This is a genomic window from Thauera propionica, assembly GCF_002245655.1.
Classification (GTDB): Bacteria; Pseudomonadota; Gammaproteobacteria; order Burkholderiales; family Rhodocyclaceae; genus Thauera; species Thauera propionica.
In genome coordinates this window covers 1-25,497 of record NZ_NOIH01000024.1, presented here as the reverse complement: position 1 = coordinate 25,497, position 25,497 = coordinate 1, and the positions used below count along the sequence as shown (strand labels likewise).

Genomic DNA, 25,497 nt, shown 5'->3' with positions numbered 1-25,497 from the left:
GTGGGCGCGGGCGGGCAAAGAACGCCGCTCAGTGACCGGTTACGCTTCTTGTAGCTGGCGAGGAACAACCAGTTCTGCGGCATCACAATCTGCACCACACCTGCCGCACCGCGCTGCGACAGTTCCAGGCAGCGCTCCAGGAACACGTTGGCGAGGTCGTTCTTGGCGTCCGGGTAATGCGTTTCGCAGAAGGCCTTCAGCGCGTCAGACTGTTTGCCGCGCGCCAGATACGGCACGTTGGTCACCACCAGGTGGTATCGCGCATCCAACAGCCGCGCCGCATCGAGCAGGCCGCGGGCGGTCAGGGCGTTGTCCCAGGCCTCAATCTGCACCTCGTTGCCCTCGCCCCACAGCGTGGCCGGGCGCTCGGTGGACAGCGCCCGCTCCAGCAGCGCGCGCAAGGTGTCGAAGCTGGAGGTGGCGAGGTCGTTCTTCAGGCTGCGCGCCGGGTCGAGCAGGCTGCCCAGCAGCGGCGCCTGCGAGAAGCTGTCGTGCAGCAGGCGCAGCTCCTGGCGCAGGTAGGCGGCGTTGGGCACCTCGTCGGGGACCAGCGCCATCCAGTCCGCCGCCCGCGCGGCGACCTTCAGCCCGCAGCAGGCGATGTTGGGCGCCGGCATGTCCGCGCGCACGCCGAGCGGCTGGCCGGCCTCGTCCGGGAAGCGCCAGGCGGCGAGCGCCAGCGCGAACACCGCGATTTCCACGCAGCGCGGGTCCAGCTCCAGGCCGTGCAGGTTGTCGCGCAGCACCGCATCCACCGCCTCGCGGGCGGAGAGGTGTTCCGCCGTCATGCGCATCGGCACCAGCAGCAGGAAGGCCGCCACCAGAAAATGCCCCGAGCCGCAGCAGGGGTCGAGCAGCTTGAAGTCGGCGAGCGTGTCGGGCCAGCCTTCGAACTTGCCGGCGGCAGGGGTGCCGTCCTCCAGCGTGCGCAGATAGGTGAGCGGCACCGGGCACGGCGTGTCCGGGTGGCGGGTGAGCCACCAGACGCCGAGCGAGTTGTGCAGCAGGAAGTCCACCATGTAGGGCTCGGTGAACATCTGGGTGACGGCGGGCAGCTCGTCCGCGCCAATCTTCACCTCGGAGGCGTTGACCTCGTCCTTGCGCCGCGCCTGCCAGAACTGATACACCCAGCCCAGGCTGTCGCTGGCCTGGAAGACCTCGGGCGGCAGGCCGCTAAGCAGTCGTTCCAGCTCGCGCTGATGCTCGGGCGCGAACACCAGCTCGAACACCGGATGCTGCGGCTTGAACACCTGCGGCAGCATGCGCGCGGCGAGCTTGCCGGCCAGTTCCCATTCGCTGCGCGCGCCCATCGCCATCTCGGGGTGGTGGTCGACCATCTCGCGGCAGTCCTGCAGCGACACCGCCGCGCCCGGCTCCCACAGCAGCAGGCCGTTTTCGGCGAGGAAGCGGGCGAACAGCATGCGGTGCCAGTGCTCGTAGGCCACCTCCCACACCAGCCGGCGCAGTTCCTGGGTGTCGTCGCCGTGCTTGGCATCGCCCAGGCTGCGGCCGTGGGCGCGCAGACGGCGGCGCAGGACGCGCTGGGCGTCGTTCAGGTAGTCCGGCGCCCTGCCCTCGCCCACCGCGAGCTGCTGCAAGGCGGCACGGGCGGCGGTCTCGGCGATGTCGCGGGCGGACTTGACGGTGTTTTCGAGTTGGGTGCGCAGCGGCTTGGCGAGCGGTTCGTTTTTGTTGGTGTTCATTGCGCTAACGAGGTAACAGAGGTAACACCGCGCCGTCGAGCAACGGCGCGGACTGAACGTGACAAGAGCGCGTTACGGGTTTTTCGACTTTTCAAGCAAGGCGTGCTGGTCTGGAACGAACACGTCAATCTCGGTTTGTCTGACACGTCGACTTGCGGGTCGGTGCGCAGCCAAGCCGGTTGCCGGCTTGTAGATGTCCAAACCTCGACCAAGCTTGAACAGCACCCCGTGGTCGAACATGACGTATCGGTCATGAAGCCCCGTTTGCCGTTCGATGGTGAGCGTGACGCCGAAATTTTTGAAAAGGTCGGTAGCCGTGTTATCCAGCGCCCGGTCTTGATGACCCACAGACTCAGGGGGCGCGAAGGCAGTAAGGATGGCAATTTCCTTGGGCCGCGCGACCTCCGCAATCAGTAGCAGGAGCTCGTTGAGATTGCGAATCTGGTGATGTGCGGCGAGATAGGGGTCGATGATAACGACCTTGTTGCACCCCTTAAGCAGCCCCGCCTCAAAAACCCGCTCGAAAGGCCATCCGATTTCACCGTCACGCAGACGGTGACGGCGAACAATGTTGGTAGCAGATTGCTGTAGTTCGACGAACCAGGCGTTCGAATCCAGCTCATCGGGCAGATTGACGCGCTGTCGTTCGTCGGTTTGAGCGGCCGAAGGTTGCAGCTCTGGTGCGACAACTGGCGCACCAGATTCGATGTCCTGGGTCGCCTCGAACAAGGTGTCACAGGCAAGCAGGACCGGCTTCAGTTCGTCATCGATGCTGTGCGTCAACGACTCCGCGGCATCCTTCTGTCCCACAACAACTGCCGCCGCCGCAGCCCGGATGTTGTCAGCCGCCTGCTCCAGCAGGGTGTGAACCTCGTTCAATGCATCCCGTGGTGCTCCTGCCGCCTCGTCCATCAAGAAGTCCCCAAAGGCCTTACACCGAGCACGCAGGTGATTGGCCAGCGCCTCTTGAAGCAGCGCCTTCACATCACGGTAGAACGCGCGTACCTCTTGCGACTGCGCGACGGTGGTGCCCTGACCAAAGATGTTGCTGACGCGGTCGCGTCGTTCACTGATTTTCTCGGACACTTCATCGGTAACGAAGTCGTCCAACAGTGACATAACCTGCAGCTCTTCGTTGGCAATGAGCTCGTTGGCTCGCTCAATCGAGCGCTCCAACGACTCCTTGAGCTTGGCGGTAACGTCGAAGGGCATGGCAGCACCGAGTTCAAGCTCGGCGGAGATAGCTGCGCCATCGGCGGAAAGGCGGCCCAAGAAGACTTCGAAATCGTGGGTAAAGTCGGCGAACAGTTCGGTCTGCTCAGCCAGAAGCTCCTGCACCTTGGGGAAGATGCGGTTTGCGACGCGCTGCTGCAGCCCGCGCATATAGCCCCAATAGCCGGAACGTCGGGTACGCCAGTGTCTGCCGACGTCGTCCGATTCGAAGGCTGCGAGCTGCTGCTCAGCCAGCAAACCGATGTTCTCGATGAACAGCTCCCGCTGCTTCGAACTTTGAGCCAACCGGTCGCGTAGCAGCTCTACCTGCTGCTCAACAGCCCCCTTAAACCGTTCGCAGCCCTCCCCAAATTGAACACGAAAGGTGTCGAGCTTCTTCTCAGCCACCTCCTGGTCCTTGATACCGCGAATGGCGAGAAGCTTCTTGTGAAGCACTTCCTGAAGGTCGAGCAAGACCCCTTTAGCGCTCACGCTGATGCCCTGGGCTGCCAGCGCGAGACGCGACTCCGTCGACAGCAGATGAAGCAGCTGATGCTTGAGGCTCTCGACGCCACCCGGGTCGTTGTCCTCAATCGCATACTTCACTGGACGACCAGCCTTCCAGTGACGATGCATCTGGGCTGATGTGAATGCCAAACCGACCTCACCCAGTTGCTCTCGATAACGGCGCATAGCAGGTGAATCATCGGAGCCGAGGTCGTTGAGCGTTGCCGCAATCTCAGCAGTGATGCGGGCCCGCTCCTTCTCTATTCGCAGAGAAATCGAATCCGGGTCCTCATCTTCGTCGAGACAAGCATCTACGTACTGGTCATAGGTGTGGTCGACCTGCGTAATGACCACGATAAGCTGCTTGACGGTACCTTTGCGCAGCAGGGTAAGCAGGAAGTCCTTTTCTGACTGACCGTAGGCTGCCCCTGATTTGGTCAGGAAAAGCACCGCATCGACATCTTCAACGGCCTTCTCGGTTAGGGAAACACGGAACCGCTCGGTGTCATCCAGCCCAGGGGTGTCGATGAGCAGCACACCTTGGTCGAGAATCTCCGCCGGTGAAGTGATTTCGATTTTCTCAACGAGGCAATGGTGCGGCTTAGACCCAGACGTAAACTCCTTGAGCCGCGAACGAAACTCGGATTCCGCCTTCTTTCCGCCCTCTGCGGCCAACTCGACCGTCAGGCTGAAACCACCTGCCTTGACGAACTGTGCTTCCAGGGACTTTAGGTCGAACGGCTCGGCATCCTGCCCATCGGCAGTCTTGCGCGGTTTCGCGAAGTTCTTCCACATCTTCACCCGGTGAGCGTCGATGTGTTTCGGGTCGTCCTCGTAGAGCTTTTGCAGGCCAACCCAGGTCTCCTTGGGCACGAAGTGGACCGTGGCCTTCACACGGTCGCCATGCTTGAAGGTCGTGATTGCCGCGGTCTCAGGGCTGGTGTCCTCCCCTGCGAGACGCGCGCCGAGCAACTCATTCACAAAGGACGACTTGCCGGCTTTGAACCGCCCAACAACAGCGACCTTATAGTCTTCGGGAAGGTTCTGTGTCTTTAGAATCTCGCCAAGCGCTTCGGACGCTCGCTGGCATTCCTTGCCAATCTGCGCCAGGGGCTCAGTCGAGCGCCTTACAAGGGCGTCTCTGACTTGGCCAAGATGCATCGTCAGCGTTTGAATATCGGAACGTAATCTCTTCGGCGACTTCATTGACACCCCCTGATGTTGTTCTAGAACTTCCTTACGGTTTGACGTGCTTCCCTGCTCTCAGAAAGTCACTGGCCCAACCTGAACCTTCGAGAGCAATAACTGTTCGACTTCTAGCAACCAGGCCTTCACTTCATCAGCGTCGTTAAGCGTGCGCTGCGGCAGCTTGACCTGAACGACATTCGGCTTGAGGAGCTTGGCAGCATCCATGCGTACAGCAGCGAAGCGGGTCGTAAGTGCCTGGGTACGCTCAATCCAGCGCTGGAGGTCGCATTCGTCCAGCGCATCCAAGAGCTTATCGGCGGTGGAGAGGTCAAGACTGGCGGGCGAATCGATGTGGTGAGCGCGAATCAGCTCTGCGCGCTTTTCGCTGCCGAGCTTTTGCCAGTTGCTGTCGGCTTCAAGCTGCGCCATCTGTGCCTCAAACTCATCGCGGTAGCCGTCGAGCTTGGCGTTAAGGGCCTTACGCAAGAGGTCAGTGGTGCGCTCCAGCACCGGGCGGACCGGGTCGGGCTCGGCCAGCAGGCTACGCTGCGCGGAGATAGCCGCAACCTCGGCCTTCAGCTCGGCATAGGGGCCGAGCGAGGTGGCGTACTCCAGCAGTGCGTCGAGTTGATTCCAGAGCGGCTGGCGCTTCTGAATGAGTTGAGCGGTCTGCTCCCATTGCTTGGCCAGCGCGGTGAGTTCATCGGCCTTGGAAACGAGCTCCAGCAAGAGACCATTGCCGCTCGCCTGCTCCAGGGCGATGAGGACTGCGGCGCTGGGCGGCTCGGGCTGGGGCGCGGGACCGCCGGCTGCAGCGGCTAGGGACTTGAGCTTGGCAATGAAAGTCGGCGCCTTGGCCAATTCCTCACCGGGTTGGCATCCGACGCCAAGATTCTGGAACAGGGTGCGAATCGTGATTTTCTGGATGGGGGTGATGTTGACCGATTCCGGCTCGAAGAAGGTCTGTGTGAGCTTTTTGCGCTCCAGCGATTTGGCGTCGACCGCTTTGTGTGCGCTGTCGCGCGCCTTGAGCTCACCGGTGGCGAGCAGGATGTAAAGAGCACCTTCGACGGTGTCTTGCGGCCAGCCATAGGGGGGGGATTCGAAGTGGTCACGAATATCCCCACCCTTCTTGCCCGCGCCCAGGAAGCCCAGAACCTTCTGGCACACCGGGTGGGACTTGGGCTCTTGCAGATGGCCGACGGCGCGCATGGCCTCGGCGTTGCCCTTGCGGGCTTCATCCAGCACCTTGTCCCAGCCCTTCTGGTCGGCGATGTCGAACTCGCGATAGAGCCGGATGACCGAGGACTTCACCGCAGCGTTGAGACGCTCGGCCAGGTCGTTGCCCTGGGTGACCTCCTGACCGCCGGCCTGGAACACACGAACGCCCGCAAACAAGGTGTTGAGCAGGGTCTCGATTTCTTTCTCGGCGTTGCGCTGGCGGCTCTCCATCGAGCGCTGCGCGTTGCGCCCCTCTTCTGTGTTCGGCGTGCCCTTTCGGCTGAGCGTGGCCTTGGCGGCCTCCAGGGTCACGATGGCGTTGGCGAGGTCCGTCTTGCTCTGCGCCGGCATGTAGGCGAAGAGCGTCGGGTTCTCTGCGCTCTTCGTGCGCGCTTCGGCGATGACCGACTTCTCGTCCGTCTGCCAGCCATCCTGAATCCAAAGATAAAGCGCCTTGTCGTGGTCTTTCGGCAAGGCTTCGTCGAAGCAGGCCGAGAGCGTACGCGCCTCGAGCGCAGAGCCCTGGACCGGGCGCACCTTGCTCAACACGGCACGGAAGCGTGCCTTGAAGAAGTCCGCGCGCTTGACCTCGATGTTCTGCGGCGAAGCCTTGAGTTGAGATTCTTGAGCGCGGAACTCGTCGTACCAGGCGCTCGACTCGCGCGTCTGCAGGTGATACTCGGCACCACTGGGGCCATCGAGCGCCATGACCAGGTGGTCTATCTCCTGCAGTTCGTGCAGGAGGCCAGGGATGGCTTTGCGCAGGTCGGCCGAGCCGCGTTTGAGGTCGGTGACCAGCAAATCAGCCAACACGTCTTCGGTCGGTTTGAGACCGATTGCGAGTGCCTTCTCCGCAGGAAGCTTGTTGATGAGATAGATGAGCTTGAGCAGCCGCGCCTTGAGCTGGGCGGATTCATCCCCCGCGGCGAACTTCTGCACGCCCTCGAAGATTTCCCTCGACAGCTGGGCGGTGGAAACCAGGTTGGCGGCAATCTGGTCGTAGAGGAAGTCGCCCGAGACTACGTGGCCCAGCGGCCGTTCGGCAGTTTCCAGTGCGGCTTCGTGCACCACACGCAGCTGGCTGCGCAGCTGAGCGACGGTACCGGTGGCGTCGATGGTGCGCAGGATGTTTTCCCAGAAGCGGCGACGCACCGGCAGGATGGGGTAGTCGGCAGTGATAACCGCTTCGTCGTCGGTGACGTGTTCGAGCTTGGTGCCGCGCAGGTGGCGGGAGATTTCGCCCAGGTTGTCGCGCCAGACGCGGTCGATTTCGGGCTGGGCGGTCGCCTTCTTGGCGAGAATGATTTTGCGGGTAACGTTCTCGACGTCCCAGTCGCCCAGGGTGACTTGCACCGGGAAGCGACCCATCAGCCGCTGCAGGTTGGGCATGCCGGACAGAGCCGACTGACCGGTACCGACGAACAACAGCTGACCGTTGAAGTGCTTCGAAAGCGACTCGGTCACCTCCTGCACCATATAGGCCTTCTGTGCATCCGAGCCGATGTACTGTTGAACCTCGTCGAGCACGACCAAGGTCAGCGGGAACTTGCCGTCTTTCGCCAACGCGCCCTGAATGGCGGCGACCATCTCGCCGTTGGTGACGTCGGTGACCTGCGGGAACTGGGCCTTGATGAGCTGGCGCAGCCCCGATTCGCTCTCTGCCAGACCAGGGTTAGCGTGCAGCAGCGCCTTGGACAGATGGCTGGAGACGTAGAGGTGGGGCAATTCGTGAGTGAGGGTGCGGCCCGCCGCCTCCAAGTTGGACTGCACCGCATCAAGCAGCCCCTCGTGCTTGAGCCACATCACGAAGCGTGCCTGTGCGAACTGCTCTGGCAGTCCCTTCGACTTGAAGATGATGCCCAGCAGCGCCAGGCGGACGTTGTCCCCTGCCCCAGCACCGAGCTTGCCAGCCGCAGCATGCAGCCCGCCGTTGCGCTTGCCTTCGGTGCTCAGTTCCTTGAGCTGGTCTGCAACCGCGTTAGGAAGGTGCGCAAGACCACGAGCCGAGGCGCCACCGGGCAGTTGCAGGTCGGTCCACAACGCACGCAGCATCTTCGCCAGGTGAGACTTACCCGAGCCGTAGAAACCCGAAATCCACACGCCGGGCTGTTCGGACTTGGTGCCGAGGTTGCGCAGGAAGGTCGAGAGGATGGTCTCGATGCCCTTCGCGTACTGGCCATCGCACACGAAGGTTTCAAGCTCGTAGCGCAGCACCTCGAGGGCGGCGGCGGAGTGGTCCTCAGAGACTTCGGCCACACCATTGTTGGCCAGCCGGTTTTGCTCGGGGGATTTGACGTAGATGTCGCGGTTCAGCACAGCGTGTTCCCTTGTTCTTGTTGTTACTACAGCTTCGTGTTGCTCAGGCTTCCTTGGCCAGCAGCGGCACGGCGAGGTAATTCCAGCCGTCCCGCGCGTCAAGTAGCCGGTAGGCGTGATTCTCCGGGTGGTACTCACCGGGGAAGAAGACGACCAAGCGACCGCCCACTGCGTCCTTGATACCTTCCACGACCGACGACACTCGCGCCAGTCCGAAGAGGCTGCCAACACCCATCAGTGCTACCACCGTGTTCGGCGTAGCCTCGGCGGCAATGGTCGCCTTGATGCGCTCAACCAAGCCATGGACGAACTCGGTGATTTCACCTGCCTGATAGCCAGTGAGGTCCTCCGGGCACTCGAAGTAGGCATCGCGATACTCTTGAGCCGCCATCCACTCGGGGAAGGCGTTGGTGACATCCAGGAGCAACCATTCGTGGCCGGCTTCGAGCGTCGCCAGACGGAATTCGTCGATGTGCGCCCGTAGCCGCAGCTCGTCGGTCTTGTCATACACCGCGAAGATGACGCGCTGAATGGCCGCCAGGCCACCCGCCCACGGCACCGAGATGTGCTCCCGATAAGCACCGACCAGTTTCGCTACCTTGCTACTCATGCAGCCACTGCTCCTCTTCGGCAGTCAGGAAGCCGGGGAAGCGGACTTCCTTGACCCCGCCAGCATTCAGGAAAACGATTTGCCCACGATGCGAGGCAGAGTTTGCCAGGGCCTCTAGCTCACTAGGCGAGCTACATAACAGCGTCATCCAACGTGAGGAGAACAACCGCTGTCCTGTCAAACCTTCAAGATGCCCCAAGAATAATGCATAGGTGATGTTGGATGGCGTGACATTCGGCATCGTCCGGACCTTTCTTGCCCGGCCAGCCAAGTAGCCGGCCTGAGTCCAGCTCCCGTTGATGTTCTGGGCGATGGACTTGAGCGTCGCGGGACTAAAGCGGTCTGGCTCGGCTGTTTCAATCAGCGTCTCGACCTCCTCTCGCCGCACCGACTCCCCCGGTGCCTTGCCAAGCACAAACGACTCCGACAGCCTCAAGACGGGGTCGCGGACGAGAGCCAGACAAATCGTCAGAACCGGACGCGCTTGCTCATCTGCAGCCCACAGCCTTCGAAAGACTCGGAACACCGGAATGGCGGGGTCCAGTCCGTAGAGCTCGGTCAGATGGCCGAAGGTGAGCACGCGAGACTTTTGAGTCGGCTTGCCCAGCACATTGAAGTCGATGACCTCCGCTCGGTAGCCATCACGCGCCGTATCGGGCGTGGTGTGCTCGAAGAGATGCGTCAGCTCATCGAACATCATGGTGCGCGCAGCATGAACACCACCGCGCCCAAGCCGATAACCAAGCTTGATAAGGGTTTCGTTCGAGTTCACAGAGCGCCGCCTGAAGTGCGTCGGTTGGAAGCGGGTCGTTCTTCCGTCAGCAAGGGCCGAGGGATAGCATGACGTTCGCAGTAGTCGATGAGCAGATGCTCAATCATGTTGCTGAGCGTGCGATGCTCGCGCTCGGCTGCAGCCCTGAGCATGGCCTTCATCTCGGGAGACATCCGGAGGTTTATTGCCTCTGTCTTGTGTCGTGTCATCGGTGGGCGCTATCCGGATAGTGTCTTTACATTGTGCAGACTCTACCGACCTCGTTCCGGAATGTAAAATATGACGTAACTCGCTCATGTAGTGAGCCGGCCATCGCTCACACTCTCCGCAGCCAACCACGAGGCCGTACTCATGCAAATCGCTCCGGAAACCGCTCTGTCCTTGTTGCACCTGTCAGCATTTGGCACGTTGGCAACCCACTCGCACCAGCTTCGCGGTTACCCGTTCGCCACTGTCGTGCCCTACGCACTCGATGCCGCCCACAACCCAGTGCTGTGCATCAGCGCGCTGGCCGAGCACACCAAGAATGTTCTCGCCGACCCACGGGTGAGCCTTTCAGTCGTGCAGCCCGGCGCTGAGGACGTGCAGGACACCGCCCGCCTCACGCTGGTCGCCGACGCCGTGCGCATCGAATCGGACGAGGCCTTGTGCTCGCGTTACCTGCGTTACCTGCCGAAGACCGAAGACCTACTCGCGCTGGATTTCATGTTCTTCCGCCTTCAGCCAAAGCGGATTCGCTACATCGGCGGCGTCGGGCGCATGGGCTGGGTCAAGGAAGCGGACTGGGCGTCTCTACCCGCACTGCCCGCCGATTTGGAGGAGCAGTTCCTCACGGAAACGCGCCCTCAGCTGAATGCACTGGTGAGGCTTCTCGGTGCGGACTGTTTCGGTATCGACTACGAGGTGAAGGGAGAGCGGCACCGGCAGCGCTTCCCAGACGCACCGCTCATTGCGGAACGGTTTGCCACCGCGGCACCCCGGTTTGCTGCGGAGTTGTGTTGAGACCGGTCGGCAACAATAAAGGCGGCCACCTGGGCCGCCATCTGAATCATCACACCGTCAAATTACTCGTTCCTCCCGAATTCCCGGACGGTCGCTGAACCGAACCCGTGCATCGAGCATCTCCACCGATATCTTTACCGGCCGCTTGGGGTAGGCCAGCAGCTTCAGCCGCAGCAGTTCTTCCTCCAGTGCGTCCTCACTGGTTTCACGGTTCCAGCATCGTATGACCGCATCCCAGCGGTAACCCATGGCCTTAAGGTCATCCTTGACCTCGAAGGGCGAGTTCACGGCCCAGATGCGGTAACGCTTCTGTGCGGAAGCGCGAAGAAGTTGCCGCATGGCCACGCCGCCTGCCTTCTCCAGCGGGCGCTGAAGCACCTCCAGCAACGCCAGGCAGTCGGCCTCGGCCCGGTGCGCCTCGTGGAAGTAGCCGCACTGCATCAGGATGTAGTCGAGCTTCTGTGAGCCAAAGCCTTCCTCATACCAGGCGACGTCCTTCACCGAACACGCCCAGGGCAGTCCGGCAAAGACAGGCAGCCGCTTCTCCAGGAAACGCCGGTCGAAGCTCGCGTTGTGTGCGATGACCAGCCCGACATTCTTGAGCAGTGCCTCCACCCGCAGGTCGTCGATACGCTGACCGGCCACCATGGCGTCAGTGATGCCATGCACTCTGGTCGTCTCCGGTGGTATCGGGCCACGGGGTTCTTCCAGACCGCCGTAGCTCTCCAGTACCTCGAATGCCAGCCCTGACTGCGCCCCAACCGCCACGACAACGAGTCCGAGCTCGATGATTTCGTCCCGCTCGGCATTCATGCCGGTCGTCTCGGTGTCAACGAGGGCCATCTGTACGACCTCTTCTTCACCATCCCACACCCCGACACTGCAACGGGGCTGCAGACGGCGCAGCACCTTGTAGTCCGGGTGCTGCTCCACCTCACGCGCCAGTTGCTCAATGGCATCGGTATTTCTCATCACATTCACCTTGCTCATCCTCTTGTGACCTGGAGCCAGGTATAGCGACCGGTCACCTGCTGCGATAATGCGGCTGCTCTAGCTCGCGTGGTGAGCCACTACCCTCGGCACAATGGCACTACCTTGACCCAGCACGTGGAGGCCCGCCATGTTCGACCTGCCCATGACTCATCATGCCACCCGCCGCCTGCAGCAGCGCGGCATCCCCGAGGACGTTCTGCCCTTGCTGATGCGTTATGGCGCGCATGAGTACGACAAGCGTGGCGCGCGCGTGGTGTATCTGACGCACAAGAGTCGCCAACGCCTACGCAGGATGCTGGGAGCCGAAACGTACGGTCGGCTTGAGCCCGCGCTCGATGTGTATGCGGTGGTCGACACCGACGGCGCCGTCGTGACGGTCGGCCACCGCACGCACCGCATCAACCGTAACTGAAGGAGAACCGACCATGCTGGGAGCAGTCATTGGAGACATCGTGGGCTCGGTTTACGAGTGGAACAACGTCCGCCGCAAGGACTTCGGCCCCCTCTTTCACGAGAATGCCTTCTACACGGACGACACAATCTGCACGATTGCCGTGGCCGATGCACTCGTGAACGCCCGGAACCCAGGCGAGGCACTCATGGAATGGGGTCGTCGGTACTTCGATAACGGCGGCTGGGGTGGCATGTTCTCGCACTGGCTTGCTCGCGGCGAAGTAGAGCCCTACAACAGCTACGGCAACGGCGCAGCCATGCGTGTATCCCCCGCAGGGCTGCTTGCCAACTCCGTCGACGAGGCACTGGAACTGGCCAAGGCAGTCACAGAGGTCACGCACAATCATCCAGAAGGCCTGAAGGGGGCCGAAGCCACGGCACTAGCGATTTTCCTAGCCAGGCAGCGCGTAAAGCCGCAGAACATCAAGGTCGCCATTACCGAGCGGTTCGGTTACGACCTCGAGCGAACCCCCGACGATATCAGGCCCACTTACCGCTTCAACGAGACCTGCCAGGAAACGGTGCCTCAGGCCCTGGTCTGCGCGCTCACAGCGAGCGACTTTGAGGACGCCATCCGCAACGCCATTTCAATTGGCGGGGACAGCGACACCGTTGCCGCCATCACCGGCGGTGTAGCCGAAGCGCTCTTCGGTGTTCCCGAGGACCTTGCCGCCATTGGATGGTCATATCTGCCGCAGGACATGCGTTTAACGCTGACCGTGTTGTACCAAAAGGCAGGTATTCTTCTGTAGCCCTCTCGCACAGGAGACCTGATGGACCGGACAGAACGCTTCTACCATATCGACCGCCTGCTCAATGAGCGTCGAGTTGTGCCGGTCCAGGTTTTTCTTGAGGAGCTCGAGGTCTCCCTCGCCACTTTCAAGCGCGACCTCGAGTACCTGCGCGAACGGTTCAATGCGCCCATCGTCTGGGACCGTGACGCAGGCGGATACCGATTCGATGCGCCGGCATCCGGTCCGCGTTATGAACTGCCGGGCCTGTGGTTCAACGCTTCGGAAGTCATCGCCCTGCTGACCATGCGGCAGATGCTGAAGAACCTGGAGCCGGGACTTCTTTCGGCGCACGTAGAACCATTGCTTACCCGCCTGCGTGCCATCCTCGGCGAAGGCGAACTGCCCATCGAGGACATCGACAAACGCATCCGCTTCCACCGCCAGGCCGGGCGCACCCACGACTCCCAGCACTTTGCCCCAATCGCGACCGCCGTTCTGCAGCGCCGCCGGCTCACCATCGACCACTACGTGCGTGCGCGGGACGAGACCGTCACCCGGGAAGTCTCCCCGCAGCGACTCACCTTCTACCGCGAGGCCTGGTATCTGGACGCCTGGTGTCATCTGCGCAATGAACTGCGCAGCTTCGCGCTGGATGCCATCCGCAGCGTAACCCTCTCGACCGAGAAGGCGAAGGAGGCAAGCGACAAGGACATTGCCCGCGTGCTCGACGGGGGCTACGGCATCTTCTCAGGCAAGCAGGTGGAGTGGGCCGAGTTGGAGTTCACTTCTGAACAGGCACGCTGGGTGAGCAAGGAAGTGTGGCACCCCGACCAGAAAGGTCAGGTGCTGGAAGATGGCCGATATCGGCTGCAGGTGCCGTTCAGCAATCCGACCGAACTGGCAATGGACATCATGCGGCATGTGCCTGCAGTACGAATCCGAGCGCCGGAAAGCCTCCGGGAGCGGGTACGCCAGTTGCTGTCGGCCGGAGTCCGGTCCATCTGAGACTCGACTATGTGCTGCCCGGTGGATCAGCACAGTCGCGCATGATCCAGGCTCGAAAATCGAGTGGGCGTGGATCGACGCCCGTCAAAATGGTCACACCCTCCGTCAAAACGGTCACAAATTCCGTCATTTCGGTCACAGGAAAACGAGACTTTCCTTTTATTTTCTTACCCTTACACGACAAAAGCTAACGCTACTAGTATTACTAAAAATACTAGGGGCCTGCCTTGCGGAGGCGGCCCCAGTCGTGGAAAACGTCTCCGAGAACTCCTGGCCAGGACTGCGGGGGTCAGCAGCCGCGCCCGATGCGTAACCGCTGGGGAGCTAAGTCGATTGTCTCTGCCCAACGCGCGCAGGTAGCCATGTACCCGAACGGTCCCCACTGAGCGACGGCCCCCTCCTCCCCCTCCCGGGCGCCCGTCCCCAATCGGCCTGCACCTTATCGAATCCAGCGTGCCTCAGGCAGCTACCCCGTCCGACACAGCACGAAAAAACGCCGATCTACGGCCGATCCGCAGCCATTTTTCACTCATCACGATCATCGAAATTGGCGCCATCCGCCAAATTTGGAGCCCACTCGCGGCGGTGATAATCTGCTGTATATCGATACAGTCATTCACCACAACCCACGCCACTGGAGGCTTTGATGACCATTTCCATGACAAATAACACGGCCGCTCTTCCGCTCGCACAGACGCTGCCCCCCTTCCTTCAACCCGCCCCTTCCGACACCGACGGCACACCGAGCCGACGCGACCACTCCGCCACTGCCCTGCGCCGCGGGCGCCTTCAGCAGAGCGCTAGAAAGGACGCCGCCACGCTCAGAAAGGTGGAGGTCGATAGCTATACCTCGTCCCAATCACTCTCTGAGACGAGGCGCTCCATGCCGCTAGATCCAACCCTGACGACCCCGACGACCCCGACGACCCAGGAAGCTTCCACCCCCACCAAGCCGGTTGACGCGATTCTTCACAGCCTCGCGGCTAACCGCGAGCTCGCGACAAAGAAGGCAGTCCGCGAGGCCTTGCGTGAAGCCGGGCTGCCCGGCCGTCCCGCATACATCGATCAGGTGTTCGCCTATCGTGCCGAGCACAATAAGCATCGATGGACGCGCACAACGCGTCGGGCCGTGGCACACACTGGCAAAGAATGTCCTGCTCGTCCGCAGACATCGGCACCGTCGAAACCGGTGCTTCTACCCAGCGGCACCCCGCAGGAACGGATCAACTCCAGACGACGCGCAACCTTGAAGTCGGTCGCAGTGAACCTTCTTCGGTACGGCGCAGCAGGCGGTAGCTCCTTTAACGTCAACTTCTCCAACGATCCGTCCAAGATCGGCTACATCGTCGACATGGACTGCAACTGGGACACCTACGGCGGAAGTTTCAAGGGCTGGCGTGCAAACGAGGACCACCATACGGTGACCATCCCCTACCAGTGGCTCACACGTGTCTTTGATCGTGACCTGGAAGACCTTTCCGGCCTCCTGACCCTAGATGCCATTCCCGTGAGCTCCGGCTGCCCTGACATCGAGCTTTACAGGGCCGTCTGGGCACGCCAAGGGCGCGGTTTCAGTGTCATTAACGAGCGCGGCTTCATCGCTCGTTGCGGCGACTACGACTTCCATGCCGACACTGCCGAAGGTGCGCTGAAGGGGATTCGCCGGAAAATGACAGCTGCCGGCGAACGGGCCAAGCCTCGCTCACCCCTCTCCATCACGAACGAGGAATTCATCAAACGCTTTAGCCGTCGTGACAAAGATTGCATGGTCGGCCTCGATGACGCGCGCGAATCCGGAAGCTGCGAAGACGGCATCCTGCAATGGTGCGAAAACGTGGGTATCGACCCTGCACGCGGATCCATTCCTCTGCACGAAGCTCTGGAAGCATTCTCCCGAGAGCCTCAGACCGAGGTTCGGCTCGCGGTCATCCAAGCTGCACGGCGTTATCGCCGTGAGCAACGGGTTGCAGCACAAGCTGCGTAAGAGCCTGCAGCGGGACGCCTACCAGCCCTTGGGCAATCCAAGGGGCCTGGTGGGCGGCTAGCCCAAGCCCCACAGACCCCGCACGATATCAACAGAAGACGCGCACTCCGCGAGCAAAGCCGACACCATGACTACCGACACCACTCCCCACACCGACCCGCTCGCTGCAGCCGTCGCCGCGATGCATCAACTGGCAGCAACTGATTGGGCGACGATGATGCACACTCTGGAAGCTGAAGAACGGCCCGGTCCGGTCCCAAGCACTTCAGTCCTTGAGTATGCATACGCCGGCGCGTTCCTGAGCGAACTCGGCTACGCCGGCAACCATGACTCCACCCGCCTCTGGAAGATCGACACCACCGAGCTCCAGGCCGCCCACCGATTCATCCTTGGTATCACTCGGTCACCACGAAGTACGAGAATGGGACATGCCGTCAGCAGGACGTCCTCGAGAAGCGGTCCAACCGACCTACCTGGCCAGGAGTTTTTATGGAGAGAAGCTATCCCCGTGACCCCGAGTGGGAGGCGATGCCGGATGTGGGCCTCGAGGTCTGGCCGCACAGCCCTCCCGACACAGCGGCCTACGGTGAGGCTCGAGCTCAAGCGCTCCAAGCCCCCGAAGTCGAGAAGCCCTTTTCTGAAAACCTCGCCAATGAAGCGCTCGATATACCTCGCTCCCAAGAGCGCGCCCTGAGCTACCGCGTGTCAGCGTTGATGGCAAGTTTGGCCCGGCTTAACCATTGTGATGATGAACCCACTCAGGCGGACATGAGGCTGATCCAAGAGCAGCGGATGCTCGTTGCGATGCAGTTGGCCGGTAGCCCGAGTCTTCAGCAGCGGCTGACTAATCCTGCGTGGGTGGCGGACTGCTGGTCAGATGCGCTCGCATCGCTGGGTGCGATAGGCGTTCGAGTCGAGAATCTGCCCGAAGACTGTCCATGGGACCAAGATGCACTGCTGGACGGACCCCAACCAAATGGGAGGAATCGGTGAAGGCCTGCGACCTATGGACGAGCAAAGCGGGTGGCTTCGCCCGGCGTCCGACCAAAAAGGTCGGTCGGCGATTGTCAAACCGAGAAGCTCACGATCGTCACTGGCCCCAGCACTCACTGCCCCAAAGCACGCAGCCTCGCCCGGTAGTCGAGCGGTTCGAGATGCACGGATGCCGTTAGAGACCCACGAAGGATAAACAAGCCTGGAGCCTGAGCGAAGTTGAAGACTCTGTAGAGGCAGAAGGCATCTTCAGCCTCTTCGGAGAACTCGACCTCGTTACGACTGACGATGAACGGGGTCAGTTGGCTGCCATTCGTCGTCTTGACCTCAATGAAGCGAGCCATCTCGTCTGACTCAAAGGACATGATGTCGTAGCCCGTTCCGTCACCGCAGCGGTCGGATATCCAGTCGATTTTGGCTGCTAGATCGGGACGAGACTCGTCTTCGAGTCGGCTCCCTTCATAGCCCACGACCCAAGCCTCACCGTTTCGGCCGAGGGCGCGGTTGTGCTCGTCCCGCGCCGCGTAATCGAGCCGTCTGGGAAGGCGGTCTAAGCGCCGCCGCTTCGGCAGGACTTCTGGCCTGGGAGGCTCAATCAGGACTCCGCGGTACGTTCGATTGCCCGGGGTCGTACGGTCCTCGATGGCATCAACGACAACGCGTAGCTCCTGATGGGACCGTCGCACATGTTCGATGACCACCTCACGCAGCAGATCCTAGAAGTTCGAGCGAGGCTTGTAGCCGCGGATATACGGAAGGCCGAGGTGGTCGAGGACGGCTGAGATGTTCTGGTGCTTCATCTCAACAGAGCCCTTGCTCCGGGCGCTTAACCGCTGCCGCAGGGTCTCGTTGTGCTCAGATTTGTTGTAGGGCTGGTTTGTAGCCTCCAAACGCAGCATCTCGAAATAGTCTGCGACGGTGGCTTCAACCTCTTCGCGACTCCAGTCGCGCCCCACCCGAACAACCTCGAATCCCAAGCTGGCAAGCAGGGACTCCACGGTTGCCTCGCCACCCGAAAAGTCAGAGGCAGTTAGCGAGCCGCGGTCTGGAAAGGCATACCCATACGCAGCCCCGACGATGGCCTTTGAGTCGTAGAGGCGGCCGGTGGCGTTGTCACGGAGCATGTACTCGCGGGACTTGCCGAAGCCGTACTTCTCGAGGAAATACTTTCGGCCGACCCTGTCGTACTCCGCCATTGCAGCACGAACGGCGCCTTCGTCGCGAATATCGTAAAATGCTCATGCCATCTCCTCCTACCAGCCCCCAGGTTACCAGGTGTGGCCCGTTCGGTTGGTCGTGAGGGCAACGATCCGCGGCAGTAACGGCGTAGGCAAACGCCCTGGCGCGGGGGCGCCAGGCGTGCTCAAACCTTCCTACTTAAAGGCGCTGAACAGCCGTTTAGAACTCGAGGGCGATTTTTCCGAAATGTCCACCCGAGCGCTGCAGATGGAAAGCCTCGGCGATGTCGGGCAGCGCGAACGACCGATCGACCACAGGCTTCATTCCAGTCGCCTCGATTGCACGGACCAGATCGAGCTGATGCTGTCGGCTACCTACGATGAGACCTTGAAGCCGCTGTTGGCGAGCCATCAGTGCCGCCGTCGGAACTGGACCACCCAGACCCGTGAGCACGCCGATCAGCGCAATGTGACCACCGATGCGAGTCGCCGCAATGGACTGGGCCAGCGTTCCAGGGCCACCCACCTCGACGACATGGTCGACACCTCGTCCGCCGGTGAGCGCCAGCGCCCGCTCCGCCCAATTTTCCTCACGGCGGTAATTCACGAGGTGGTCAGCACCCAACTTGCGGGCCCGCTCGAGCTTCTCGTCGGAGGATGAGGTAACGATGACTGTGGCCCCCATCGCTTTGGCAATTTGCAGCGCAAAGATCGAAACGCCGCCGGTACCCAGCACCAGCACCGTCTCGCCTGCGCGCAGTCCCCCGTTGACGACAAGGGCACGCCATGCTGTGAGTCCTGCAGTGGTCAACGTGGCAGCTTCGGCGTGGCTGTAGCCTTTAGGAGCGTGGGTAAAGGCAGTCCATGGCATAACAACGACCTCGCGGGCGTACCCATCGACACCATCGCCCGGGGTTGTTGAAAAATCGGCGAGCGGAGGGTCACCGTTCAGCCAAGTCGGGAAGAAGGTCGAGACCACGTGGTCACCCGCAGCAAACTCGGTGACGCCCGAACCGACAGCCTCGACGACACCAGCGCCGTCGGACATGGGGATGCGGCCATCTTCTGTCGGCATATGCCCAGCCACGACGGCCAGGTCGTGGTAGTTCAGAGAGCTCGCGTGGACTCTGACGCGTATCTCGCCCGGGCCAGGCTGCCCCGGGTCATCCAGAGTCACAACTTCCAGCTTGTCCAATCCCGCAGGACTGCGTAGTCGAATCGCTTTCATGGGTTGCCTCTTCATGAGTTGTAGTGAGAGCCGCGTTTGTAGCGGGTCAAGAGACCATGTCGCAGGTCGACGGTTCAGAACGCCCCCGTCCGCGCGGCCGGTAGTCACCAAAAGCCTCCAACACCAGAAAGCGCATACTAGGTCGATGCGATAATGGTTTAGTCGTTTGATATAACCTCAAGCCATACAATATCCGAGGTAGTTTAAGCCTGCTTAACCTCCTCGCCCGCGGCTCCCAGGCCAGGACAACCGGTTTTTCGCTTCAGCGTCTGCGAGTGTTCGAGCTCGTTATGCAGCACCTGATCTGCTGACCGTAACTGATCGTCTCTCACCACCAACGCCTGCAGCCAAAGAGTAAGCCAGATCATGACAAACGCAAAAAGAAGTGAGCCCAATGCAACGCCGAAGAAACGGCTCACCCTCCGCTTCAAGACGGCTGAGGACGTGAAAGAGTGCCGCAAAACGCTGGGACTAAACCAGAGTCAGTTCTGGAGTCCCTTGGGGGTGACGCAGTCCGGCGGCTCGCGCTACGAGTCGGGCCGCAGCATCCCGAAGGCGGTGCAGATGCTACTGCACATGGCTTACGGGACAGAGAAGCAGGCTCAGGACCTGCTCGGCGAGCTCAGATCAGAGAAGGGGTGACGGTCCGAGCGTGCAACCGTAGCCCCGCCCCTTGATCCGCAGCTACACGCTTGATCCGTCCGCAACCTCAGTGCGCCACTCCGGCCCGGCCGACAGCGAGACGGAGCTTTGCTCGTGCAGCGTCAGGATTTCGGTATCGTCATGGCTGTACGCCGGTGAGCAGCAGCAGAGCAACTTCAGCGGCGCATCCCCCATCGCCTCGACGCAGTGCGCGGTGCCAGGAGCGATGCACAGGGTGTCGCCAACCTCGATAACGAATGTCTCGTCCACCAAGGGTCATTCGGCCACGGCCAGAAGTTACGTGATACAACTCCTCCGTCTTCGCGTGCCGGTGCAGATGCGTTCTGGTGCCAGGAGGTACAGTAGCTTCAGCCAAGCTCTGGGCTCTGTTTCCGTGGACTTCTGGATGCATCAGCTCCCGAATCTCGGGTTCATCTTTCGTGATGTAGCTCGTTACCTCACCATACCTTTGTCGCATCGCTCCCCCGTCCACTCTCGCTCATCTGTCTCATCCAGAAACTGACTTGGCCGATCATCGTTACTTCCTTGTCAGCAGTCACCGCCTCCGACCACCGTGCCCACCTACCTCACCACCACTTACCAAGAGCGCGAGCAGGCCAAAGCGCTCGGTGCCCGTTGGGACGGAGGCGCCAAGCGCTGGTACGTTCCTGACGGTCTCGACCCGGCGCCCTTCGCGAAGTGGTTACCCAGCGACCACCCCGCACTTGTAGATCTTCCTTCACCTCTCTCCTCTGCGTTACCAGCCACTCAGGCCGCTCAATCGTCGAGCGTGACCCTCGCGGACAAGGGGATGAGCCTCTCCTCCCTGCTCGCAGGCGTGGCTCAAGCGGTCGCCCAAGCCTACGAGGCCGGCGTGTGGGCGAAGGTCGAGGTCACGAAAATCGACTCGCGCCGCGGGCATGTGTACCTTGAGCTCGCGGAGCGAACTGGTGAGGGCGTGGCCATCGCGCAGGCTCGTGCGATGATCTGGGCCACCACCGCGAACAAGATCATCCCGGTGTTCGAGCGTGTAACCGGCAGCGTACTCACCGCCGGCATCAAGCTGCTCGTTCGCGCCAAGCCTACCTTTCACGCTCAATACGGCTTCAGCCTCGTCATCGAGGAGATTGACCCCGAGTTCACGCTCGGTGAGCTTGAGGCCAGAAAGCGTGAGATTCGGGCACGGCTCCAACGGGAAGGTCTGTTCGACCTGAATCGACGGCTGACGCCACCATGGGATTTCAACCAGGTCCTCGTGGTCGCGCCGCAGGGTGCGGCCGGGCTTGGGGACTTCGATGCTGAGGCACGGCGCCTGCAGGAGTTCGGGGTGTGCGCTTTCGAGTATGCACATAGCCGTTTCCAAGGCGAGGGAGCGGCATTTGAGATTCGTGCTTCCTTGCTGAAGGCGCTGGCTTCGTGGCCGAGGCAATGGGGTGATGCCCCCGACGCCATCGTCATCATTCGGGGTGGCGGTGCCGTCAACGACCTGGCGTGGCTCAATGACTACGATTTGGCACGTTGCGTCTGCGAGGCGCCTGCGCCTGTTTTTGCTGGCATCGGACACGAACGGGACAGCACAATCCTCGATGAAGTCGCCAATCGGTCGTTCGACACGCCGTCAAAGGTGATTCACGGCATTGAGCAGACGATCCGGCAGCGCACCTCCGAGACCAAGGCGTCCTTTGAAATGGTCTCCCAACTTGCGGAGCGCACTTTGCACCTTGCCCGCAGCGCTGTCGCGCAAAGAGACACCGAGGTAAATAGTGGGGCCCAGCGGACGCTTGGTGCAGCACGGGACTCCGTGACGTCGCTGACCGCCGAGGTCAGGTTGTCGGCCCTGCAAACGGTACGCGGGGCGGCCGAGACCACGCGGGAGGCGCTTCATGAAGTGAAGCATGAGGCCCGCAGTCAGCTGGCACAGGCAAAGGAGACTCTCCCTACACTCCTGACCGAAGTGCGGATTGAAGCGCACCAAGCCCTCGAAGAAGCACGAGGAGCGTCCCGAACGAATTTTGAGGCGGTACGGGAACGTGGAGGACGCCAGGTTCGTGATACTGATGCCTCACTTGAAAGAACGCTGGCCGATGTCGGGCGCGATGCGAAACGTAAGATCGAAGCCGCCAGAGTGGAGTCAGAGGCGTTTCTGCGCGAAATCGCCGGCCAGGGTCCGCAGAAGACGCTCAACCGGGGGTTCGCCATCGTCAAAAACGCAGACGGCAAGGCGGTCACCAGCGCAAGCCATCTCGACGAGGATGAACGGATCGAAATCCAGTTTCGGGACGGAAGTGTCCCGGCACAGACAAGGGCACGAAAACAATCATGACCACTACATCATTTCGCGACGCTTACACCGTGCTTCAGCAGCACGCCGAGACCTTGAGGAACCAGCGTGAGCCCGACATCGACAACTTGCTTACGATCGTCACGCAGTCCGTAGAGGCTTACAAGGTGTGCAAGGAGCGCATCGACGCCGTGGAGAAGGCACTAGCTCAAGCGCTGAATGGCGCGAACACAGACAGCTCTCGCAAAGAGACATCCAGTGGCGAAGACAACTGGCTAGACGAACCCCGTGATTCAGCGCCCGGACAGCAGAACGCCGGTTTCAATGAGGATGACGTGCCCTTTTAGATGCCGTCGGAGCGGCATCGCTCAGACCCCGACCCATCCCTCGTAGGCCCCCTGACCGCCGGAGCGCTCCAACCCCGTGCATCCGAGTCGCCCGCCTGTCCAGGCCCTCGCGCGCGCGTTCTTCCTAACTTAGGCATAGTGCTTAACCCCAAACATCCTCCCTTGGCTAGGAGGTTCTTTTGTTTAGGATTTATTCATCCCGGAGGTCTTCCGGAACCGTTTTCCAAGTCTCGGGCAACATTCATCCCTACCCACCGCGCAAGTGGGTGAGGATGAATTTTCCCGTATCGCCATGCTTGGTGGCGCCCGGTGCGAGGTTGTTGGTCACCCCTCGCTAGCCCGCAGCTATCCGGTCTGTACCATCGACCGCTGGAGACCCCTGCGCTGGCACCTCGAGGGCAACGACACCTCAAAGCCATCTCCCGGGTTCCGACTACTCCAGTATCTCTGTATCGGATGAAACCACCACGCGCCCACCGGTTACCCCTGCCGCTGCGATGCGTCGCCGTCCGATCCAGGCCGTTTGCATAAACGCTCAAACGCGTTTCAATGCCTTACTCCTGCTCGTCAGCTACACCGTGTTGCGGGATGCGATTGCATCAAAACGCGTAGCGAGCCGGCAAACCACGCCGACTGACTTCAGAGTCTAGCCACCATCCGCTGCACAACAAAATTTGGCGGCAAGAGGATCCGTGACGGAGTGCTTGGACTGCGCCTGGCAGCGGCCACGTAAGGGGCCTTTTGAGCGTCATCGGAACCGGGGACGTTGCCAACATCAACGCATGTTTGAACCTTCCCGTAGCATCCCGCCTGCTCATTGCTGCTGAGATTTACCTCGTTCCCTGAGCGTCTCGACCCGACCCGTAGCCGTCATTGGCGCCTGCCGCAAGTTGTCGCTCAACGTGGAGTTGAGGGGTCTCGCGGGGCTTTTCGCGCGAGACCCCTATCGACCGCAGGGTTTGCTCTACGGCTGCTTCTGCTCGACAAGGCGAGCACCTTTGAGCAAGAGATTGATGGTTACCTTCTTGCTCGGAAAGTTAGGAGCATCGTCGCCGGCGACCTCCAAGGCGTCGATGGCGATAAGAGCTTCGTTGCTCTTTTGATTCCAGGTAACTTTGGCCTTGAGATTTCTGACGCCGCGCCAGCCTTTACCAGCAATGGGCATGACATCAATAAGCGAAAAATGCTGTTTGCCTTTTTCATCTGTTTCCGGACTAAAGACGGCGAAATACTGTGTGTGGTTGTTTCCACCACCGAAGCCCTCGACGGTAAACACCACCAGGGTAAGCTCCTGGCCTTCACGGGGTTTCACAAACTGAACCATTGTCGCGTCGGGGTACCAAACCGCATAACTGTCTCGCAGCAGTTCGGTGAGCCGTTGAACCTGCGCGAGCAGCGGTTTTGGTGCCTTGATCGAAGTAGGCTCGGCAGCCACTAGCGCGCTGGTGGCGAAACATAGAAGAAGAACAAACAGTCGGCGGATCATTGGGGCTCCATAGGGCTAACGTCTGAACTCAGGGGCAGGCCGAGGGCCAAGCCCCGGAGCGAACTTGCAAGCGGTCCTCTGGAATGGTTTGTTAGGCTCGGGCGTTACCATCCTATTTCGGGGCACCTCTGAGTAAGCGCCAGACTATGGCCACGGCGAACAACACCACATGGAATCCAACATAGAAAAGGTAGATGCTTCCAGGGGTACTTTCGACGGTCTGCGCACTTACCACTTCACTTGTGGCCGATGAGTGTACAGCCTCGGCAACAATCAAGCTGGGGCTGAGGAAGGCAGTGCTCACAATATTAAGGCCGAAGGTCACGCCTGCGAGAGTGGGTTGGCTCCGAAATGCTATTAGAGCCAAGATAGAACACAACATTGCAAGGAATACGCCAACAACCGGAACGATTATGGAAAGACCCGCAAATACCAAGGCGATGATCGCCAGTGCTTTCATGTTGATCTCCTATTTTTCTTTCAGATAACAACCGCCTTCATACGCGCCGCTGCCAACGGCTGTGACGACTGCCGGATTGATGGCAAAGGGCGACATCAGCACGGCTCCGGGTGTACCGAGAAATCCGGCGCCTCCGGCAACAACGCCTGTGCCCCCCGATTTATTGGCTCGGTCGACAGTCACAGACACCAGTCGCGGCGGTTTGCGCAAGGCCCCCGAGAAGTAGTAAGGAAAAAAACTTCTTTTTCACGGTCAATTCTCCTAGATTGAGTTGAGCCTAACTTTTTTCTGGCGACGGTTCTACCGCGCAACATCGGAATACTTGATAACGTGTTCTGCGAGTTACTGTTTAGAAGCAGAGATTACGCGAAACACAGAATAACAAGGCAGCAGAAGCAGCAGTCGGCAGCTTCCCGAGTCGAGGCGACCGACTTCGCATACAGATCCGTAGCATACCGCTTCGCCAGGATGACCGCTATCCAGAACGGGTGACCAGTGACGGTTTCTGGCCGGACTGAGACGTCTGCCCGTCCCCGCATCACGGCGAACCATCTGCGACTGTCTCGACTCGGCCCGATGCCGCCGTTGAGCTTCTAGGAAAGCCGTCGGACGATTTAGAAGTAACATCGTTGTGAGGCTTCATCGCTCAGCGTCTGTATGGCGCTACGCGGGTTCGTCGGTGCAAGCTGCGGGGTTCAGGACTTCGTAATTTTACCAAGGACGGGTGGGACGGAGGTTTTTCGAGGCGCCCAGAAGTCAATTTTCACTGGAAACGGCATAGAGCCACTTGAAGCGGCTGATCTATATCCAGAAGGCTGGAATCGAGGCTTTCTGACGCCAGAACTGGGCCGAATCGCCGATGCCCGGGGCAATTCGAGGCAAAAACGAGGCAACTCCGCCAAGAAACGTGGTGTTTTGCCAGAAAAATTGGACCGAACTCGGTCGCCGTCATCATTACGCGGTGGGATTTACTGAAAACCTCGGGTTATTCGAGGAGCCCGGTAGTAAAATTTTCGTTCAAGCTCTAATCAAGCTCTCCAGACGCATCGTTGCTGGCTACCTCAGATGCAAAACGGCCTACAATCTGTGAAACGAGGTGAGCCGTCATAATGCCGGCCAAAAGAACTAACGAAATAACTAGTCGGCCCTGAAATATTCAATTTCCCGCTTTCAGCGGCTGAT

At 60.7% G+C, this 25,497-nt stretch carries 22 protein-coding genes and 1 pseudogene; 9 read left to right on the top strand and 14 right to left on the bottom strand.

The features are described from left to right. The 6 genes from CGK74_RS15440 to CGK74_RS15415 form a co-directional block, all read right to left on the bottom strand. The coding region (locus tag CGK74_RS15440) for an Eco57I restriction-modification methylase domain-containing protein (protein WP_206186270.1) at positions 1-1,703 on the bottom strand (1,703 nt) is incomplete at its 3' end. 72 nt (positions 1,704-1,775) lie between these two features. Next, on the bottom strand, positions 1,776-4,628 hold the full coding sequence (locus CGK74_RS15435) for an MIT C-terminal domain-containing protein (RefSeq protein ID WP_094269326.1): 2,853 nt from the start codon (positions 4,626-4,628) through the stop codon (positions 1,776-1,778). A 57-nt stretch (positions 4,629-4,685) separates the two neighbouring features. Beyond that, positions 4,686-8,147 carry a BREX system P-loop protein BrxC gene (brxC, locus tag CGK74_RS15430; protein ID WP_094269325.1) on the bottom strand — a complete coding sequence of 1,154 codons (3,462 nt, stop codon included), beginning with the start codon at positions 8,145-8,147 and terminating at the stop codon, positions 4,686-4,688. A 43-nt stretch (positions 8,148-8,190) separates the two neighbouring features. Next, on the bottom strand, positions 8,191-8,757 hold the full coding sequence (locus CGK74_RS15425) for a BREX protein BrxB domain-containing protein (protein WP_094269324.1): 567 nt from the start codon (positions 8,755-8,757) through the stop codon (positions 8,191-8,193). Further along, complete coding sequence (locus tag CGK74_RS15420; RefSeq protein ID WP_133091908.1) at positions 8,750-9,529, bottom strand: hypothetical protein; 780 nt, start codon at positions 9,527-9,529, stop codon at positions 8,750-8,752. Before CGK74_RS15420 ends, CGK74_RS15425 begins: the two co-directional genes overlap by 8 nt. Then, positions 9,526-9,702 carry a hypothetical protein gene (locus CGK74_RS15415; protein ID WP_338056389.1) on the bottom strand — a complete coding sequence of 59 codons (177 nt, stop codon included), beginning with the start codon at positions 9,700-9,702 and terminating at the stop codon, positions 9,526-9,528. Before CGK74_RS15415 ends, CGK74_RS15420 begins: the two co-directional genes overlap by 4 nt. Before the next feature lie 178 nt (positions 9,703-9,880). Between CGK74_RS15415 and CGK74_RS15410 the strand changes: the two genes are divergently transcribed. Next, positions 9,881-10,531 (top strand): HugZ family pyridoxamine 5'-phosphate oxidase, encoded by a 651-nt coding sequence (locus CGK74_RS15410; RefSeq protein WP_094269321.1) that lies wholly within the window; start codon positions 9,881-9,883, stop codon positions 10,529-10,531. Positions 10,532-10,588: 57 nt separating this feature from the next. Here CGK74_RS15410 and CGK74_RS15405 read toward each other — a convergent pair whose 3' ends face one another. Continuing rightward, positions 10,589-11,521, bottom strand: coding sequence for a 3'-5' exonuclease (locus CGK74_RS15405; RefSeq protein ID WP_206186269.1), 933 nt, complete (start codon positions 11,519-11,521; stop codon positions 10,589-10,591). Positions 11,522-11,651: 130 nt separating this feature from the next. Here CGK74_RS15405 and CGK74_RS15400 point away from each other — a divergent pair, with 130 nt between their 5' ends. The 5 genes from CGK74_RS15400 (at position 11,652) to CGK74_RS19495 (ending at position 16,693) form a co-directional block, all read left to right on the top strand. Further along, positions 11,652-11,936, top strand: a complete 285-nt coding sequence (locus CGK74_RS15400; protein ID WP_094269320.1) for a hypothetical protein — start codon at positions 11,652-11,654, stop codon at positions 11,934-11,936. 13 nt (positions 11,937-11,949) lie between these two features. Next, positions 11,950-12,729 carry an ADP-ribosylglycohydrolase family protein gene (locus CGK74_RS15395; protein ID WP_094269319.1) on the top strand — a complete coding sequence of 260 codons (780 nt, stop codon included), beginning with the start codon at positions 11,950-11,952 and terminating at the stop codon, positions 12,727-12,729. Between the two features lie 21 nt (positions 12,730-12,750). After that, positions 12,751-13,716: a helix-turn-helix transcriptional regulator gene (locus CGK74_RS15390; RefSeq protein WP_094269318.1), complete on the top strand. Its 966-nt coding sequence runs from the start codon at positions 12,751-12,753 to the stop codon at positions 13,714-13,716. Positions 13,717-14,362: 646 nt separating this feature from the next. Then, a complete protein-coding gene (locus CGK74_RS15385) occupies positions 14,363-15,700 on the top strand; it encodes a hypothetical protein (RefSeq protein WP_094269317.1) in 1,338 nt (445 codons plus the stop codon). Between the two features lie 489 nt (positions 15,701-16,189). Further along, positions 16,190-16,693: a DUF29 family protein gene (locus tag CGK74_RS19495; RefSeq protein ID WP_094269316.1), complete on the top strand. Its 504-nt coding sequence runs from the start codon at positions 16,190-16,192 to the stop codon at positions 16,691-16,693. Positions 16,694-16,806: 113 nt separating this feature from the next. Here CGK74_RS19495 and CGK74_RS19300 read toward each other — a convergent pair whose 3' ends face one another. From CGK74_RS19300 to CGK74_RS15370, 3 genes are all read right to left on the bottom strand, one after another. Continuing rightward, positions 16,807-17,394, bottom strand: a complete 588-nt coding sequence (locus tag CGK74_RS19300) for a protein NO VEIN domain-containing protein (RefSeq protein WP_240498750.1) — start codon at positions 17,392-17,394, stop codon at positions 16,807-16,809. A gap of 15 nt (positions 17,395-17,409) precedes the next feature. Beyond that, positions 17,410-17,919, bottom strand: a complete 510-nt coding sequence (locus tag CGK74_RS19295) for a ScoMcrA-related endonuclease (protein ID WP_476718183.1) — start codon at positions 17,917-17,919, stop codon at positions 17,410-17,412. 172 nt (positions 17,920-18,091) lie between these two features. Then, positions 18,092-19,099: a zinc-dependent alcohol dehydrogenase family protein gene (locus tag CGK74_RS15370; protein WP_094269328.1), complete on the bottom strand. Its 1,008-nt coding sequence runs from the start codon at positions 19,097-19,099 to the stop codon at positions 18,092-18,094. Between the two features lie 366 nt (positions 19,100-19,465). Here CGK74_RS15370 and CGK74_RS15365 point away from each other — a divergent pair, with 366 nt between their 5' ends. Further along, positions 19,466-19,741, top strand: a complete 276-nt coding sequence (locus CGK74_RS15365; RefSeq protein ID WP_240498748.1) for a helix-turn-helix domain-containing protein — start codon at positions 19,466-19,468, stop codon at positions 19,739-19,741. Positions 19,742-19,783: 42 nt separating this feature from the next. Here the strand turns inward: CGK74_RS15365 and CGK74_RS19290 are convergent, their stop codons facing one another. Together CGK74_RS19290 and CGK74_RS19285 are read right to left on the bottom strand one after the other, a co-directional pair. Beyond that, entirely contained in the window at positions 19,784-20,011 is a 228-nt protein-coding gene (locus tag CGK74_RS19290) for a cupin domain-containing protein (protein ID WP_240498751.1), read from the bottom strand. Positions 20,012-20,045: 34 nt separating this feature from the next. After that, positions 20,046-20,153: pseudogene (locus tag CGK74_RS19285) on the bottom strand (cupin domain-containing protein); the annotation flags it as partial. 162 nt (positions 20,154-20,315) lie between these two features. Here CGK74_RS19285 and xseA point away from each other — a divergent pair. Further along, positions 20,316-22,064, top strand: a complete 1,749-nt coding sequence (gene xseA, locus CGK74_RS15355; RefSeq protein ID WP_094269315.1) for an exodeoxyribonuclease VII large subunit — start codon at positions 20,316-20,318, stop codon at positions 22,062-22,064. Beyond that, complete coding sequence (xseB, locus tag CGK74_RS15350) at positions 22,061-22,369, top strand: exodeoxyribonuclease VII small subunit (protein WP_094269314.1); 309 nt, start codon at positions 22,061-22,063, stop codon at positions 22,367-22,369. The genes xseA and xseB overlap by 4 nt, the downstream gene beginning before the upstream one ends. Before the next feature lie 964 nt (positions 22,370-23,333). On the opposite strand, the gene CGK74_RS15345 is transcribed toward xseB, so the two are convergent. After that, complete coding sequence (locus CGK74_RS15345) at positions 23,334-23,855, bottom strand: hypothetical protein (protein ID WP_094269313.1); 522 nt, start codon at positions 23,853-23,855, stop codon at positions 23,334-23,336. Positions 23,856-23,967: 112 nt separating this feature from the next. Then, positions 23,968-24,315, bottom strand: coding sequence for a hypothetical protein (locus CGK74_RS18825; protein ID WP_133091906.1), 348 nt, complete (start codon positions 24,313-24,315; stop codon positions 23,968-23,970). Positions 24,316-25,497: the final 1,182 nt, after the last annotated feature.